Origin of the sequence: Polaribacter sp. Q13, assembly GCF_016858305.2 — a bacterium.
In the GTDB taxonomy this organism is placed as follows: Bacteria; Bacteroidota; Bacteroidia; order Flavobacteriales; family Flavobacteriaceae; genus Polaribacter.
Genome location: NZ_CP074436.1, coordinates 1 through 17,500, shown reverse-complemented (window position 1 = coordinate 17,500; position 17,500 = coordinate 1). Strand labels below are relative to the sequence as shown.

Sequence of the window (17,500 nt, the reverse complement as noted above, 5' to 3'; positions counted from 1 at the left end):
CTGTCTTTCCAAACAGTTCTAATTCACTTATCTTCGAATATCGTGGCCCTACAACCCCTATTTTGCCGTAACAAAATAGGTTTGGGCTAATCCGCGTTCGCTCGCCACTACTAACGGAATCACTATTGTTTTCTCTTCCTCCGGTTACTTAGATGTTTCAGTTCACCGGGTTTACTCCTCTTACGAGGTGACATGTCTTCAACATGCCGGGTTGCCCCATTCGGAAATCTACGGATTAAAAGGTATGTGCCCCTCCCCGTAGCTTATCGCAGCTTATCACGTCCTTCATCGTCTCTGAGAGCCTAGGCATCCGCCATACGCCCTTACTTAACTTATTGTACTTTTTGCTACAGTGTGTTGCCACACTATAATGAACTCTTTTATATTTTTATAAAAAAATTATTTGATTAGATATTACTCTAATCGTTCTCTATCTATTTGATTCTTACGATATCATTTTACCAATATGTCAATGAACTTGTGGCGAATCGCCACTGATAATTAAATCAGTAACAACTATAAGCCGTTGTGGAGAATATCGGAGTCGAACCGATGACCTCTTGCGTGCAAGGCAAGCGCTCTAGCCAGCTGAGCTAATCCCCCATTATGAAATTCAGAATAAATTCTAAATTATGAATGTAGAATCCTCTTACTTCCAGAATTTCCTTAGTACTTTTGCTTATTTGTAGTCCCGGGCAGACTCGAACTGCCGACCTCTACATTATCAGTGTAGCGCTCTAACCAGCTGAGCTACGAGACTATAATAGCTTAAAATACTTATATTATAAAATTAACAGCAAAGAGTAAAAATGACCTTTTTTTGTAACTCACCATCTTTCTCTAGAAAGGAGGTGTTCCAGCCGCACCTTCCGGTACGGCTACCTTGTTACGACTTAGCCCTAGTTACCAGTTTTACCCTAGGCGGCTCCTCACGGTGACCGACTTCAGGCACTCCCAGCTTCCATGGCTTGACGGGCGGTGTGTACAAGGCCCGGGAACGTATTCACCGGATCATGGCTGATATCCGATTACTAGCGATTCCAGCTTCACGGAGTCGAGTTGCAGACTCCGATCCGAACTGTGATATGGTTTATAGATTCGCTCTCTGTTGCCAGATGGCTGCTCATTGTCCATACCATTGTAGCACGTGTGTGGCCCAGGACGTAAGGGCCGTGATGATTTGACGTCATCCCCACCTTCCTCACTACTTGCGTAGGCAGTCTCGTTAGAGTCCCCAACTTTACTTGCTGGCAACTAACGACAGGGGTTGCGCTCGTTATAGGACTTAACCTGACACCTCACGGCACGAGCTGACGACAACCATGCAGCACCTTGTAATATGCCCGAAGGAAAAACTATCTCTAGTCCTGTCATACTACATTTAAGCCCTGGTAAGGTTCCTCGCGTATCATCGAATTAAACCACATGCTCCACCGCTTGTGCGGGCCCCCGTCAATTCCTTTGAGTTTCAGTCTTGCGACCGTACTCCCCAGGTGGGATACTTATCACTTTCGCTTAGTCACTGAGCATACACCCAACAACTAGTATCCATCGTTTACGGCGTGGACTACCAGGGTATCTAATCCTGTTCGCTCCCCACGCTTTCGTCCCTCAGCGTCAGTACATTCGTAGTAGACTGCCTTCGCAATCGGTATTCTGTGTAATATCTATGCATTTCACCGCTACACTACACATTCTATCTACTTCCAAATGACTCAAGTCAACCAGTATCAAAGGCAGTTCCATAGTTGAGCTATGGGATTTCACCTCTGACTTAATTGACCGCCTGCGGACCCTTTAAACCCAATGATTCCGGATAACGCTCGGACCCTCCGTATTACCGCGGCTGCTGGCACGGAGTTAGCCGGTCCTTATTCTTACAGTACCGTCAAGCTGGTATACATACCAGTGTTTCTTCCTGTATAAAAGCAGTTTACAACCCATAGGGCAGTCTTCCTGCACGCGGCATGGCTGGGTCAGAGTTGCCTCCATTGCCCAATATTCCTCACTGCTGCCTCCCGTAGGAGTCTGGTCCGTGTCTCAGTACCAGTGTGGGGGATCTCCCTCTCAGGACCCCTACCTATCGATGTCATGGTAAGCCGTTACCTTACCATCTAACTAATAGGACGCATAGCCATCTTTTACCAATAAATCTTTAATTAAATCCCGATGCCGGAACTCAATACTATGGAGCATTAATCTTCATTTCTAAAGGCTATTCTCCAGTAAAAGGTAGGTTCTATACGCGTTACGCACCCGTGCGCCGGTCGTCATCTGTGCAAGCACAATGTTACCCCTCGACTTGCATGTGTTAAGCCTGCCGCTAGCGTTCATCCTGAGCCAGGATCAAACTCTTCATTGTATATTTTAAATATTTTAATGAATAAGTTTCAAAAGAATTTACATTAAATTAATAATGTGGTTATTCTACTCTTTAATTACGCTGTCAATTTCAATATTTTCAATGAACTTTTAGGCTTCGCACTCATGTTTTCAAACACTCGTTATAAATCCTAACTTGTAGAAATGTTAGACTCGAACTAACTGATAATCTTTAACTATCATTCCAAACTTTCTCTGATCGTTTTTGCTGTATTCCTTAGCGGCTGCAAACATACAAACTATTTCTAATCTGACAATAAAAAAAAGAAACTTTTTTTTATTTGTTTTTTAACCTTAAAAAACCTGAACGTTTTGCCGAAAATTTCGGACTGCAAACATACAACTCTTTTTAATTATAATCCTAAGGAAATTGTTATTTTATTTTTAAATAAAATTTTGACACTCTACTTAGTTAAACTACTAATCCTTAATCTAATTACAACTCCTCAATGAACGTTGCTAACTTTCTGATATTCCTGTTAGCGGGTGCAAACTTACAACTCATTTTTATTCTGACAACTATTTTTTTACCTTTATTTTGGTTTAATTTTACATAAGGTTTTAAGAGGCTTGTTTTTAATGGTTTATAACTGAAGTTTTTTTGAGGTTGTTTTAAAGTTATTTTTCGGGTTTTAGGTTTTGGGGTAGTTTTGGAAGTGGATGATTGTTTTAAACACATAGAAAACAGAAATTGGATAGATGCCGGGTTTTAATGGAAATAAGTCGGTTGGGGATTGTTTTCTTTAGTGATTCTGCTGCTGCTCTTGCGTGTTTTGTCTTTGAAAGGCTCTTCGCTTGTTCTGAAAACTCCTCTTTTTTTGGTATAACGGTGTTTTATTTTGAATCTTTTGAGTTAAAATGAGACCTCACCAGTTACTTGAATTATAAATTTTGGCATAAACGATCTTCTTAAAGGTATAAATATCCTCTTATATATAATGTAGCGTGATTGGAAATATACTTAAACTGTAAAAGGTTTTAACTGAAATTAGATACAGACGAGTTGAAATTTTCTTATTACCATATAGAAACATAGTCACCATAAGTTTTATGAGATTATAAATTAAGGAGATAAAATTGAGCAACAGATTGCTTCGTGCCTCGCAATGACTCTCGATTACGCGTTAAATATCTATAATAGAACGAACCAAGTACTATTTTGTTTGTTCTGCCTCTTCTATAATTATTTCGTTGTCGTTTATTACAATAAAAAACTCCGTGTTAGGGATTGAAACGGCATCCTTTTTATGGTGGTATTGAAGCGGTAGCGAAAATAATACCTTAAAAAGATATAGTGCAAAGCCCGACCGCGCCTTTTTTGGCGTGGGAACACCCAATAAAATTAATCCTTTTTCTTACGGTTTTTCTTCTTTCTCATCTTTGAAAACATCAATTTGTATTCTTCTACATTGATTGCTGCCTTTTTTTCTGCTATAATTTTAGAAAAATCGAAATTTAACTTTGTAGATTGAGGTTTGAGTTTTCCGTCTTGAAATGCTCGTTGCAGGACATCTTCTATTAAATAATCTTCGTTTTCTGCTTCTGGATGGTATTCCATTTTTAGCGAAAGACTAAAAACATTTGCTGTTGTATTGTACCAAAAGGCTTTCCAACCGCTTCTTAACACTTTAATATTTTCAAATGCCGTTTTACCTGTTTGACGGTGAATTAACTTGATAAGAATTCGCCCCTCTGTGGTGGTCATCTTTTTAATTTGATCTGTAAACTCGCCTTCTATATATTTTTGAACTAAGCGCGTATACTTTCTTCGTTTACTTTTAGACTTTATTTTTTCTAGCCTAATATTTAAAGAATCTAACCTTTGTGACGCCAGTTGAGCATAAGGGTATGCTCTGAATACTTTTTTACGGAACCATAAATAGTACCGAATATCATTTCTAGATTTAAATTTGTTTTTTGGGAACAACGTAAATTCATTGAGGTTTACAACTAAGGTGTCTCCTGGTTTTACAAAAACATAGTCGTCTACATTAATAGGCAACGAATCTGCTTCCTTTTTTTGAGAAAAAGAAACCATGGAAATTAGTAGTATATATATGTATAAGAGTTTTTTCAAATTTTAATTAATTTACCACATAGCAGCAGTAGGAAACCTTGTTTGTTCGTTATTCGCTGTTCGTTATTAAGCTTAATTAGAGACTAAGTTATTTTTTAACTAATTTTATTTATAAAATCTTCTTCTGAAATAATTTTAATTCCTAAATCTTGTGCTTTTGTTAGTTTTGAAGGTCCCATATTATCACCAGCAACAATAAAATTTGTCTTTTTAGAAATGGATGAACTTACTTTACCTCCATTATCTTCTATTGCTTTTTTGAGTTCGTTTCTACTCATTTGATGAAAAACGCCTGAAACGACAAATATTTGTCCTTGTAATAGTTCCGTTTGATTTTCTAAGCTTTCTGCAGAAACTTCTAATTGTAGTCCAGATGCTTTTAACCGATTTATTAATTGTATGTTTCCTAAATCTGATGAAAAATCGAGAATACTTTGTGCTATTCTATCTCCAATTTCATCTACAGAAATTAATGTTTCGAAATCTGCGGACATTAAATTGTCTATAGATTTAAAATGTTTTGCTAATTTTTTAGCGACCGTTTCACCTACAAAACGGATTCCGAGTGCAAATAATACTTTTTCGAACGGAATTTCTTTTGATTTTATGATTCCGTCAATCATATTTTGCGCAGATTTTTCTGCCATTCGTTCTAACGGAATGACTTGTTCTACCGTTAAATCGTATAAATCTGCATAATTTTGAATGAGTCCTTCTTTACGCAACAAATCTACCGTTTCACCTCCTAAACCATCAATATCCATGGCTTTTCTAGAAATGAAATGCTGAATTCTTCCTGTAATTTGTGGCGCACATCCAAATTCATTAGGACAATAATGTTTGGCATCTCCTTCTGTTCTTACTAACTCTGTATTACATTCTGGGCAATGTGTTGCGTATATTGTTGGTTTTGAATCTGCTGGACGTTTTGTAAAATCTACCGCAATAATTTTAGGAATAATCTCGCCTCCTTTTTCTACAAAAACAGTGTCTCCTACTCTAATATCTAGTTTTGCTATTTGATCTGCATTGTGCAATGACGCTCTTTTTACCGTTGTACCTGCTAATTGAACTGGTTCTAAATTTGCAACTGGAGTTATTGCGCCTGTTCTGCCGACTTGATAGGTAATTTCATTTAAAATAGTTGAAACTTGTTCTGCTTTAAATTTATATGCAATTGCCCATCTTGGTGCTTTTGCTGTATACCCTAACTCTTCTTGTTGATGTAAATTGTTTACTTTAACAACAATTCCGTCTGTTTCATAAGGTAAATTGTGACGTTTTGCATCCCAATTAGTAATAAAATCAAAAACTTCATCAATAGATTTTACCAAAGTAATGGTTTCTGGAACCTTAAAACCAACTTTTCTCGCGTTTTCTAAACTTTCGAAATGCGTTTTATATTTACGTTCTTCCGTAACCACTTGATATAATAAACAATCTAAAGGTCTTCTTGCAACCTCTGCACTGTCTTGTAGTTTTAAACTTCCGCTTGCGGTATTTCTTGGGTTTCTATATTCATCTTCTCCGTTTTCTACACGCTCTTCATTCATTTTATTAAAACCATCAATTGGTAAAATGATTTCTCCACGCATTTCGAAATTACGGACAAAGTCGGATTTTATATTCAAAGGAATTGATCTTATAGTACGAATATTATTAGTTACTTCATCTCCTTGAAAACCATCGCCACGGGTTACTGCTTTTATAAATTTTCCGTTTATATAGGTTAAGTTGATAGAGGCTCCATCGAATTTTAATTCACAAGTATATTCTACCTCTGTGGTTCCTAAAACTTTTTGCACTCTTTCTTCCCAATCTACTAAATCTTCTTTAGAATAAGAATTACTTAAAGAATACATTCTATTTTTATGAGTAACCGTTTCAAAGTTTTTTGTAACCGTACCTCCTACTCTTTGTGTTGGAGAATTTGCATCGAAAAACTCAGGATTTTCTGTTTCTAATTTTTCTAATTCTTTTAATTTAATATCGAACTCGTAATCTGAAATTGAGGCATTATCTAATACATAATAGTTATAATTATGTATATTTAATTCGTCTCGAAGAGCTTCTATTTTTTGTTGATTTGTCATTCTTAAATAAAAAATTAATCTTGTTTTTTTCCTGTTAATACATTTACTCCATTAGGAAAAGGATTTCCAGAAGAACGCCTAAATGAAACTATTTGACCTACATGCCAAATAGCATCTGCAATTGGCCCGTTTATTACACACCAAAAAGAAAGTTCTTTATTAGGAAACAATATTTTAAATTGAGCAACATCTTTACTTTCTCTAAAAATTGTACTTGCTTGTAATAAATTTTCTAATGTTTTTTTCCTTTTCTCTCCAAAAGACCTAATTGGTTCTATATCTCCGTTTACTTTTAATAATGCGGCATTTATAATTCTTATTGATAAATTATAAATATGATCTAAAGTTTCTTCTACTGTTCTTGCTTCTGAATTTGGTTGAAAAATCAAATCTTTTTCTGATAAACCTTCTGTAGCCCAATAATATCTAAATCCTAAACCATCTATCATTCTACTTGCGGTAGCACCTGCAGTATATTCTATTGCGGGTTTTGGTATTTGGAAATAAGGAAGATTTTCTTTAAAAATCATTATAAAAAAAGAATTAATTTGGCTTGTAAAAATAGTAAAAAGTATTGGTTACAAAGGTTTGTTTTTTCAAAAAATAAGGAATCCTAATCGTTGTAATTATCTCTGTTTAATTCCTTAGAAACCACTATCCTTTTCTATTAAAAAAATCATAAAATTGCCGTATAAACTTGTATTTAATTTGAATAATATGTAATTTAGATGGACATTCAAAAATGAATTAAAAAAATGAAATACGCTATTAAAATACACAAAATTTCTACAGTAGATGACCTAGAGAACTCTTGGAGTATTGACGATTACAAAGAACTTTTGGTACGTTTTGATTTTGCAAATAATGATGTAAACGAAATTAAAGAATTAAGAGAATTGCTTTTTATGGCAATTTCTGATAGAGATGCTAGTGAAGCCGCTGCCATTGTGTTAGATTATAAATTGTCTGATGTTTTAAATGAAGGACAAATAGATTCTCTTTCTTATGAAATGTTGGTTGATAAAATTTCTGAAGAATACCCAAAAATTGAATTGCACAAAACGCTGTTTATAATCAATCAGCTTTTGTATAAAGCTTTTAACGGAAAGTTTCCGAATACAAAAGCAACTATTGTAGATTTTGAAATAACACCAGCAAGAAATGCTGAAACGAATATTACTAAAGAAATTGTGTTGAAATGTTTTGCTCAAAACTTAGATAGTCATAACGTAATTAAAAGGTTATTTGCAGATCAATTAAATGCAGAAGAAGCTTTTGTAGAAGCAAATGATATTATTTGGTATTTAGAAAAAAAAGAAAATAACTACAGATTGACTACTTCTGAATATTTTATGAGTAAAGATGAGTTTATAAATGAAGAATTTGAAGCTGTAATTGATTTCTTTGAGGAAGCGTAAACTGGCTATATCTTTTTTATTTTATAGTTACATAGAACACCTTAAAAAATTTACCCACAGATTACAGAGATTTACACTAATTTTTCTGTTTGTATTTATTTAAGTTGTTTTAAACCAAATAAAGATCAAAATTAATTTAAAATTAAACCCAAAACATAAACTACTGTTTTGGGTTTCTTTTTAGCCGTTATTTCCTTTTGTTCTTTGCTTTTTTTCTGTTTTCTTTTTTTAAAACCTTTAAATATTTATTATGAGCTTTTGCTGTTTTTAGATCTAACACTCCTGTAATGTCTACATCAAAATCTTTTTCTTTTAATAGTTTTTGATATTCTTGAAAGAGATGTTCTTTTTCTGCATCGATTGTTAGATTTCTTGCTTCATGACATTCTAATTCTACCCACAGTTTCTTTTTATTTACAGGTTTTGTATAGTTAAAATCTTGCGAAGAACATCTTATATAACATTTGCCCGGTTTTGGGTTTTTAGGTAAATCTGAACTTTGTGCAAAAATAAGACTTGGTAAAAAAAGGAAGAAGAAAATAATATTTTTCATGATTGTTTTTATTTCAAAAATAAGAAAAAGAAAACTTATATAACTTTTAATATGTTTTTGCTTACTAAATTAAGTAAACTAAACATTTACTCTTAATTACTAAAGAAATTAAACTTGTTTAGCCCTGATTGAACGATTTGTTTGAGCTCTTTTTTATTCCTTTTTAGGATAAAAAAAGCGAGTAGTGAAAGCAGGAAATAGCTTCTAATAAAACAAAAACCGAATCAAATAAATGATTCGGTTTTTACTTAAAAATTTTATAATCTCTTATCTAAAAGCATAACGCTCTTTTACTCCATCTAAATTAATAACTTCTAAATAAATAGGGGCTCCTGCTCCGAAAGTAGCATCTATTTCTTTTACAGCTTCACTAGCATTTAAAATTGGTTTCTTATTAATTTCTGTAATAATATATCCTTCTTTTACACCATAATAAATAAGATTTTTATTTTGATTGGTTACAATTCTAGCTCCACCAGAAATATCGAATTTCTTCATTTCTTTTTTAGAGATATCTTTTAAAACGACTCCTAATTTTCTAGAAACATACGCATCTTTTTTGCTTAATTTTACGCTTTTAATTAACTCCGATCCATCTCTATCTACAGTAATATTTACTAAATCTCCAGGTCTTTTTGCAGTTAATTGACCTCTTAATTCTGAGAATTTAGAAATCTTTACGTCGTTTACTTTTTTAATAACATCTCCAGATTTTAAGCCCCCTTTTTCTGCACCACCATCATTACTTACTCCGGCAATTTTAACACCATCTATATCTTCTTCACTTTGATCTATGTTTATGCCTAAAATAGCTTCTTGTACAGACCCAAATTCTAATAAATCATCGATTACCTTTTTGGCAATATTAGATGGAACTGCAAAAGAATACCCAATAAAAGAACCGGTTTTAGAGGTAATTGCTGTATTAATTCCAACCAACTCACCACGAGTGTTTACCAATGCTCCTCCACTATTTCCTGGATTTACCGCTGCATCTGTTTGAATAAAAGAATCTATAGAAGAATTCCCTTCTAAATCTCTACCCTTTGCACTAACTATACCTGCTGTTACGGTAGATGTTAAGTTGTAAGGATTACCAACTGCCAAAACCCATTCTCCTATTTTTATATTGTCTGAATTTGCAAATGGAATATAAGGTAAATCAAAATCTGCATCAATTTTTAATAAAGCAATGTCGTTCTCTTTATCTGTACCAACCAACTTTGCCTCATATTTTTGTCTGTTGTTTAAAGTAATCTCAATTTCTGATGCTCCATCAATTACATGATTGTTTGTAACAATATACCCGTCTTGCGAAATAATTACTCCACTACCTGTACCAACTTGCTCAAACTTTCTAGCTCCATTACCGTTTCCGAAGAAAATATCCATTGGATTTACCTGAGTCCTTATCGCTGTATTTTTAACGTGTACCACCGCATGTACCGTGTTTTCTGCGGCAACGGTTAAATCTACCGAACCAGAAGTTTCATTAACTTTGTTTAAAACAGGATTATAACTTGCTGTAACTGTTTTTATGGGTTGAGAAATAGATCTTTCTACAACTGCATTTTCATTAAATAGCATTTTATAACCGCCTAAAGTAATAGCGCCTCCTAAAATAGCCACTCCTAATAAACTTAAAATTTTTTTCATGATATTTATATTTAATACCTCAAAGATACAATTATAACTATTTCAAAAAATCTGTTTAACTTGATTTTAACTGACTTTAACCGCTTTTTAACAGTCCGATTTTATTCTTTAAATACCTATATTTGTACTAATGAATTTAGACTTTTATAAATACCAAGGAACCGGAAATGATTTTGTTATGATTGATAACAGAGCTCTAATTTTTCCGAAAGAAAACGTAGCCATTATATCTAAACTTTGTGATAGACATTTTGGAGTTGGAGCTGACGGAGTTATCTTAATTGAAAATGACGCAGAATTCGATTTTAGAATGATTTATTTTAATGCTGACGGAAGTGAGACTTTTTGTGGAAACGGAGGACGATGTGCCGTGGCTTTTGCCAAATATTTAGAAATCATCAACCTAAAAACAAGTTTTATTGCTGTTGATGGTCCGCATTTAGCTGAAATTGATACTGGAATTGTTTCTTTAAAAATGATAGATGTTGATAAAATTACTGTAAAAGAAAACTCAGTATTCGCTTATACAGGCACACAACATCATGTAGAATTAGTGGAAGATTTAGATCATTTTCCTGTTTTTGAAAAAGGAAAAGAAATAAGATACTCGTATAATGATCCTGGAAGTAATGTGAATTTTGTTCAACAAATAAACCCCTCTACTTTTAGAGTAAGAACTTATGAAAAAGGTGTGGAAGACGAAACTTTGGCTTGCGGAACCGGAGTTACAGCTGTTGCTATTGCCATGCATAAAACGGGCAAAACAACTAGCAATTTAATTTCTTTACCTGTTGAAGGTGGAAATTTAGAGGTTTCTTTTTCTGAAGAAAATGGCATTTATACCAATGTGTATTTAAAAGGCCCAGCGACTTTTGTTTTTAAAGGGGAGATTTCTTTTTAAATGTATAATTAGATTGAATTATTTCGAAAAGATTCACAGAGAAAACGCCGAGATACACAAAGATTAAAAACGCTATTCTTATATATTGAAAACATAATCAATTTGTGTATAGTGGATTTTAATACTAAATGAATGCACTAAGTAAAATTAGAATTTTTGTTTACTCATTATAGAGTCTTCTTTACACAGGGATGATAAACTGGATATATAAAATATGATGTATTTCTATCCAAATATTTATTTTAAGTAAACGGCCTTTTAGATAAAAAATCATGAAATTAACCGGTAAAAAAATAACCTTACGTGCTCTAGAACCCGAAGATTTAGATTTTCTATATCAGATAGAAAACAACGAGTCTTTTTGGGAAATAAGCCATACGCAAACTCCTTTTTCTAAATTTATATTGAAGCAATATTTAGAAAATGCACATTTAGATATCTACGAAGCAAAACAGTTACGCTTACTAATTGAAGATACTTCTACCAAAAGCCAAGTAGGAATGATTGATTTGTTTGATTACAATCCGATGCATAAAAGAGCTGGAATTGGAATTTTAATTCACCCAAAATTTCAAAAACAAGGATTAGCTACAGAAGCTTTATCTCTTTTAATTCAATATGCTTTTTCTTATTTAAATGTACATCAACTGTATGCAAACATTACTGCTGATAATTCTAAAAGCTTATCACTGTTTAAAAAACATAACTTCCAAAAAGTTGGTATTAAAAAAGATTGGATATTATCCGAAGGAAAATTTAAAGATGAAGTTTTATTTCAGTTGATAAAAGACTAATTTTGCAATTCTAAAAAAAAATCAAAATACCTTGAGTAAAAAATTTATATACGCCGTTATAGCTACTGTTATTTTTATTGGTGCATTTATTGTATACCAATACTATCAAAAAATATTTGGAAAATCTATTACAGAAGATACCGTACTTTATGTAAAATCTTCGGATAGTTTAATGGATGTAAAAGATAAAGTAGCAGCGTTTTCTAAAAGCACCAGCACTTTTCTATTAGTAGCCGCTAAGAAAAATTTTTCTACTCCAAAACCTGGTAGATATGTTTTAAACAAAGGGATGTCTAATAACGATCTTGTTAATTTATTAAGAAGTGGTAATCAAACTCCTGTAAAACTATCTTTTAACAATCAAGATACTTTAGAAAAACTGGCAGGTAGAATTGCAGAACAATTAGAGGCAGATTCACTTTCTCTCTTAAAATCTTTTAAAGACAAAGATTTCTTGTCTAAAAATAACTTGACAGAAAAATCTGTTTTACAAATCTTTATTCCTAATAGTCATCAATTTTATTGGACTACTTCCCCAGATAATTTTAGAAATAAAATTTTTAGAGAATACAATCGTTTTTGGAATGAAAGCAGGTTGCAAAAAGCAAAAGCTTTAGATTTAACCAAAGAAGAAGTGATTACTTTGGCTTCTATAGTACAAAAAGAAACTGCTAAAAAAGTTGAAAGACCTATTGTGGCAGGTTTGTATTTAAATAGGTTAAAAAAAGGGTGGCCTTTACAAGCAGATCCCACAATTATCTATTGTGTTAAAGAAAAAAAAGGACAAGATTATGTAGTTAAAAGAGTCTTAACTGCAGATTTAGAAATAAACTCTCCTTATAATACCTATAAAAACAAAGGCTTACCACCAACGCTAATTTCAATGCCAGACATTTCTGCTATTGATGGTGTTTTAAATGCAGAAAAACACAACTATTTTTATATGTGTGCAAATGTAGATAAATTAGGATACCATACTTTTGCTAAAACACTTTCACAACACAATAGAAATGCTGCTAAATATCATCAATGGATGAACAAACAAAGGGTTAATAGATAGTTTTATAAGTTAGCAGTAAACAGTAGCTATTTTCAATCCTTACTGTTGTAAAATACAACGCTATATATTTTTAAAATGATACAATTGAAAGTAAATAAATTAGTTATTTTTTCTATCTTTTTTCTATTAACGGTTTTCTCTCATGCTCAAAACGCTGCATTTTATAAAAAATCGGATACTTTAAATACCAAAAGAAGAAATGCCATTATAGTTGCCGAAAGTGTATTGGCTGGAGGCGCTTTAATTTCTTTAAACCAACTTTGGTACAAAGATTATCCGCGTTCTAGTTTTCATTTAAAGAATGACAATAATGATTGGAAACAAATGGATAAGGTTGGTCATTTAATGACTTCATACTATGTTGGTAAAATAGGAATGGAAGCTTTAGACTGGGCAGGAGTTTCTAAAAAAAATCAATTAATATACGGAGCAACCTCTGGTTTTGCTTTTTTAACTGCCGTAGAAGTTTTAGATGGGTTTTCTGAAGAATGGGGAGCATCACCAGGAGATATTCTTGCAAATGCAACAGGAACCGGTTTGTTAATTGGACAAGAATTACTTTGGGGAGAACAACGAATCACTGTAAAATACTCCTTTCATCAAACAGAATTTGCTAAACAAAGACCAAATACCTTGGGTGAAAATTATTTACAACAAGCTTTAAAAGATTATAACGGACAAACTTATTGGCTTTCTGCTAATATTTGGTCTTTTAATAAGAAAAGCTCGTTTCCTAAATGGTTAAATGTTGCTTTGGGTTATGGCGCAGAAGAAATGCTTTATGGACATACAAACGCATCAGACGCAACGCCATACAATCCTTACCGACAATTCTACCTAAGTTTAGACTTAGATTTAACAAAAATCCGTACAAATTCGGAATTCTTAAAATCCGTCTTCTCTGTTGTAAACTTCATAAAAATACCTGCTCCAACACTTGAAATTAACACCAAAGGAAGAATAAAATTTCATTATCTGTATTTTTAATAAATTTTAACATATTGATAATCAGTATAATTAATATTTGGTTATACATTTGCACCCGCAAAACAGAAATATTTATATTATCAAAAAGTTTTTATTTTTAAGTATCGTATTTTTAGGATTTATCAACGCAACTTCTATTGATAAAAAAATAGGTACTCATAACAAAATTACTTTCCCCAAATTTATAGATTATAACATTCCTTATTTACAAAAAGACTTTGTTGGTTTTAAAGAAGCCTTAGCTTTTAAGGAGTCTCAAGGAAAATATACTATTGTAAATTCATTAGGATATTTAGGAAAGTATCAATTTGGTAGAACTACTTTACACCGATTTAAAATTTACAACACACAAGATTTTTTAAAAAACCCAGAATTACAGGAAAAAGCATTTATAGCTTTATGCAAAGTAAATAAATGGATTTTAAGAAAAGACATTGCACGTTCTGTTGGTAAAACCATAAACGGAATTAGAATAACAGAATCAGGTATCTTAGCTGCAGCTCATTTAAGCGGTGCAGGTAACGTAAAAAAATTCTTACGTAGTAATGGAGTCGAAGGGTTTACAGATGCTTATGGAGCTTCTATAAAATCTTATTTAAAAAACTTTGGTGGTTATAATGTTTCTGTTATTAAAGCAGACAAATATGCTACCGTTTAAACCTAGTATCTAAAATACACTTTGTAGTTTTAAATATAAAAAAGGCTTTATTTATCTTTTATAAGAATAAATAAAGCCTTTTTACATGTCTTAATTTAACAAAAACCATAAAAGAATAATTGCTACTTATGAATGATAAAAATAGCTGGTTTTTTGTGTAAATCTGGTTGTTGATGTTTCCAATCTTTTATCATCATCGTTTTAATATATTCTGAAGGCAAAGTAATATCTGCCGCGATACATAAATTTGTAGTAGGTGATAAAGCTGCTTTTAAATCTGTAAACATTTTTTCGTTTCGATAAGGTGTCTCAATAAAAATTTGCGATTGATTCTTATCGTGCGAAAGTTTTTCTAGATCTTTTATCGTTTTTTTTCTTTCGGATTTATCAATAGGTAAATAGCCATTAAAAGCAAAATTTTGTCCGTTCATTCCGGAACTCATCATTGCCATGATAATTGAAGATGGACCAACCAAAGGAATTACTCTAATATTGTTTTCATGTGCTAACTTAACAATACTTGCTCCTGGATCTGCAATTGCAGGCACTCCGGCTTCAGACAATAAACCTACATTTACGCCTTCTTTACATACATCTAAATATCTAGAGGTTTCTAGCTCTTCTGCATACTTATCTAAAAGCATTAATTGCAGTGAAGGCTGCGATTTTTTAGGTGAAATTTTCTTGATAAATCTTCTTGCAGATTTTTCATTTTCAACAATATAATAATCAATCTGTTCAACTACTTTTTTAACTGATAAAGGCATTACTTCTAAAGGTTCAGTTTCTCCTAAAGTAGTGGGAATTAAATAGAGTTTACCAATCATTTTATATATTTTAGACACGTATTTTACGAATTTACACAAACTAAAAACGCAGAAATAATATTTTTATTTTTTTTGATATTTATTATACAGATACTCGCTGATAAAATGAACCTTTTCTTTAAGATAAATTACTTGCAATAACATCACAAGCATCATCTAACATTTTATATACGTTTTCAAAACCTTGATTTCCGCCATAATATGGATCTGGTACACTTAGGTTTTTAGCAGGATGTATTTCGTTTAAAATCATTCTTACTTTCTGTTCGTCATCATTATTTCTTACTAACGACAGTATGTTTTGATAATTACTATCATCCATCGCAAAAATAATATCAAACTCATCAAAATCTTTTACAACAAATTTTCTTGCTCTTTGTTTCGTAATGTCTATTCCGTATTTGTTAGCAACTTCAATTGAGCGTTCATCCGGAAGTTTACCGATATGATATGCTGCAGTTCCAGCAGAATCTACAAAAACAGAATCAGAATTAACTTTAGATTTTAAGATTCCTTCCGCTAAAGGAGAACGACATATATTTCCCAAACAAACCATCAATATTTTATGCATGAAAGTAATTTTTGTTAAAAATAAGAAACAATTACGCTCTTAAAAAATTTAAGAGCGTAAAATTAAATATGAATAAGTACTTTGAAGTTTTCTTTTTAAAAAGTTAACTTTTTAGTTAAATCGTCTACGTACTTTTTAAATTGCTTATCTGTTTCTGTTAAATTATCCACTGTTTTACAAGCATGTAATACAGTTGCATGATCTCTTTGCCCAATTTGATTACCAATACTTGCTAAAGAAGTTTTTGTTAATCTTTTGGCAAAAAACATAGCTAACTGACGCGCTTGTACAATATGACGTTTACGTGTTTTAGATTGTAAGGTTGCCACATCCATATCAAAATATTTAGAAACTTCTTTCTGAATATAATCTATAGAAACTTCCTTTTTAGTGTTTTTTACAAACTTGTCTACAATTTGTTTTGCTAATTCTACAGAAAACTCTTTTCTATTAAAAGAAGCTTGTGCAATCATAGAAATAACAACACCTTCTAACTCTCTTACGTTAGATTTTATATTTTTAGCAATATATTCTACAATATCTTCTGGCATTTCTACACCATCTCTATACAATTTATTTTGTAAAATAGAAATTCTAGTTTCGTAATCTGGTGCTTGTAACTCCGCAGATAATCCCCATTTAAAACGAGATAATAAGCGTTGTTCTATATCTTGCATGTCTACAGGTGCTTTATCCGAAGTTAAAATTACCTGTTTTCCATTTTGATGTAAATGGTTAAAAATATGGAAGAACACATCTTGTGTACCTGCTTTACCAGATAAAAACTGTACGTCGTCTATAATTAAGACATCTATCATTTGATAAAAATGAATAAAATCGTTTCTTGTATTGGATTTTACAGAATCAATAAATTGTTGTGTAAATTTTTCTGAAGATATATATAAAACTGTTTTGTCTGGATATTTATCCTTAATATCAACACCAATAGCGTGTGCTAAATGCGTTTTACCCAAACCAACACCACCATACACTAATAATGGATTAAAAGAGGTTCCTCCTGGCTTATTTGCCACTGCCATACCTGCAGAACGTGCCAATCTATTAGAATCTCCTTCTATAAAGTTTGCAAAACTATAGTTAGGGTTTAATTGAGATTCTATTTTTACTTTTTGTAATCCTGGAATTACAAACGGATTTCTTAATTCTCTTTTATTAGACTCTAAAGGAACAGTAACTCTTTGTGGTTTTAAAGGATCTCTGTTTGAACTAGGAATTTTAACAATTTGCGGTCTGTTACTGCTATAATTGTTTTCCATTTTAACATCGTAAATCAGTTTAGCATCGTTACCTAACTGTTTTACTAATGCAACACGCAATAATTTAATGTAATGCTCTTCTAACCATTCATAAAAAAATTTACTAGGAACCTGAATTGTTAACGCTTCTCCTGAAAGTTTTACCGGTTTTATTGGCTCGAACCAAGTTTTATAAGCTTGTGGTTTAATGTTGTCCTTTATAAAGGTCAAACATTCATTCCAAACTGAGTCAGCAGTTTCAATCAT

General features: G+C 32.3%; 14 protein-coding genes, 2 tRNA genes and 2 rRNA genes (1 of these 18 cut by a window edge). 6 read left to right on the top strand and 12 right to left on the bottom strand.

The genetic code is table 11. The annotated features are described in order from the left end of the window. The 7 genes from JOP69_RS00090 to JOP69_RS00060 form a co-directional block, all read right to left on the bottom strand. A 23S ribosomal RNA gene (locus tag JOP69_RS00090) occupies positions 1 to 338 on the bottom strand (it extends 2,547 nt beyond the left edge of the window). Positions 339 to 529: 191 nt separating this feature from the next. Then, positions 530 to 603 (bottom strand) — tRNA-Ala (locus JOP69_RS00085). Positions 604 to 686: 83 nt separating this feature from the next. Then, positions 687 to 760, bottom strand: a tRNA-Ile gene (locus tag JOP69_RS00080). Positions 761 to 844: 84 nt separating this feature from the next. After that, positions 845 to 2,362: ribosomal RNA gene (locus tag JOP69_RS00075) — 16S ribosomal RNA — on the bottom strand. The 16S and 23S rRNA genes sit together here with 2 tRNA genes alongside, the layout of an rRNA operon. A gap of 1,362 nt (positions 2,363 to 3,724) precedes the next feature. After that, positions 3,725 to 4,420, bottom strand: a complete 696-nt coding sequence (locus JOP69_RS00070; protein WP_203394734.1) for a DUF4294 domain-containing protein — start codon at positions 4,418 to 4,420, stop codon at positions 3,725 to 3,727. Between the two features lie 134 nt (positions 4,421 to 4,554). Next, entirely contained in the window at positions 4,555 to 6,552 is a 1,998-nt protein-coding gene (gene ligA, locus JOP69_RS00065; protein ID WP_203394648.1) for an NAD-dependent DNA ligase LigA, read from the bottom strand. 14 nt (positions 6,553 to 6,566) lie between these two features. After that, positions 6,567 to 7,082, bottom strand: coding sequence for a hypothetical protein (locus tag JOP69_RS00060; RefSeq protein WP_203394649.1), 516 nt, complete (start codon positions 7,080 to 7,082; stop codon positions 6,567 to 6,569). 225 nt (positions 7,083 to 7,307) lie between these two features. On the opposite strand from JOP69_RS00060, the gene JOP69_RS00055 reads away from it, so the two are divergent. Beyond that, positions 7,308 to 7,970, top strand: coding sequence for a hypothetical protein (locus tag JOP69_RS00055; RefSeq protein ID WP_203394650.1), 663 nt, complete (start codon positions 7,308 to 7,310; stop codon positions 7,968 to 7,970). A 187-nt stretch (positions 7,971 to 8,157) separates the two neighbouring features. On the opposite strand, the gene JOP69_RS00050 is transcribed toward JOP69_RS00055, so the two are convergent. Both JOP69_RS00050 and JOP69_RS00045 read right to left on the bottom strand, forming a co-directional pair. Then, a complete protein-coding gene (locus JOP69_RS00050) occupies positions 8,158 to 8,523 on the bottom strand; it encodes a hypothetical protein (RefSeq protein WP_203394651.1) in 366 nt (121 codons plus the stop codon). A gap of 267 nt (positions 8,524 to 8,790) precedes the next feature. Further along, positions 8,791 to 10,179, bottom strand: coding sequence for a trypsin-like peptidase domain-containing protein (locus tag JOP69_RS00045; protein ID WP_203394652.1), 1,389 nt, complete (start codon positions 10,177 to 10,179; stop codon positions 8,791 to 8,793). A 130-nt stretch (positions 10,180 to 10,309) separates the two neighbouring features. On the opposite strand from JOP69_RS00045, the gene dapF reads away from it, so the two are divergent. From dapF to JOP69_RS00020, 5 genes are all read left to right on the top strand, one after another. After that, complete coding sequence (dapF, locus tag JOP69_RS00040; protein WP_203394653.1) at positions 10,310 to 11,080, top strand: diaminopimelate epimerase; 771 nt, start codon at positions 10,310 to 10,312, stop codon at positions 11,078 to 11,080. Positions 11,081 to 11,349: 269 nt separating this feature from the next. Next, the gene (locus JOP69_RS00035) at positions 11,350 to 11,874 is read left to right on the top strand and encodes a GNAT family N-acetyltransferase (RefSeq protein ID WP_203394735.1); all 525 of its coding nucleotides are present in this window, start codon (positions 11,350 to 11,352) and stop codon (positions 11,872 to 11,874) included. A 31-nt stretch (positions 11,875 to 11,905) separates the two neighbouring features. Continuing rightward, positions 11,906 to 12,934, top strand: a complete 1,029-nt coding sequence (mltG, locus tag JOP69_RS00030) for an endolytic transglycosylase MltG (protein ID WP_203394654.1) — start codon at positions 11,906 to 11,908, stop codon at positions 12,932 to 12,934. A gap of 75 nt (positions 12,935 to 13,009) precedes the next feature. Next, a complete protein-coding gene (locus JOP69_RS00025; RefSeq protein ID WP_203394655.1) occupies positions 13,010 to 13,921 on the top strand; it encodes a DUF2279 domain-containing protein in 912 nt (303 codons plus the stop codon). 49 nt (positions 13,922 to 13,970) lie between these two features. After that, positions 13,971 to 14,579 carry a peptidoglycan-binding protein LysM gene (locus tag JOP69_RS00020; protein WP_249987107.1) on the top strand — a complete coding sequence of 203 codons (609 nt, stop codon included), beginning with the start codon at positions 13,971 to 13,973 and terminating at the stop codon, positions 14,577 to 14,579. A 122-nt stretch (positions 14,580 to 14,701) separates the two neighbouring features. Here the strand turns inward: JOP69_RS00020 and JOP69_RS00015 are convergent, their stop codons facing one another. The 3 genes from JOP69_RS00015 to dnaA all read right to left on the bottom strand — a co-directional run bounded on the left by JOP69_RS00015 (position 14,702) and on the right by dnaA (position 17,500). Further along, positions 14,702 to 15,406: an SAM-dependent methyltransferase gene (locus JOP69_RS00015; protein WP_203394656.1), complete on the bottom strand. Its 705-nt coding sequence runs from the start codon at positions 15,404 to 15,406 to the stop codon at positions 14,702 to 14,704. 118 nt (positions 15,407 to 15,524) lie between these two features. Further along, entirely contained in the window at positions 15,525 to 15,977 is a 453-nt protein-coding gene (locus JOP69_RS00010) for a low molecular weight protein-tyrosine-phosphatase (protein ID WP_203394657.1), read from the bottom strand. A gap of 95 nt (positions 15,978 to 16,072) precedes the next feature. Further along, positions 16,073 to 17,500 (bottom strand): chromosomal replication initiator protein DnaA, encoded by a 1,428-nt coding sequence (gene dnaA, locus JOP69_RS00005; RefSeq protein WP_203394658.1) that lies wholly within the window; start codon positions 17,498 to 17,500, stop codon positions 16,073 to 16,075.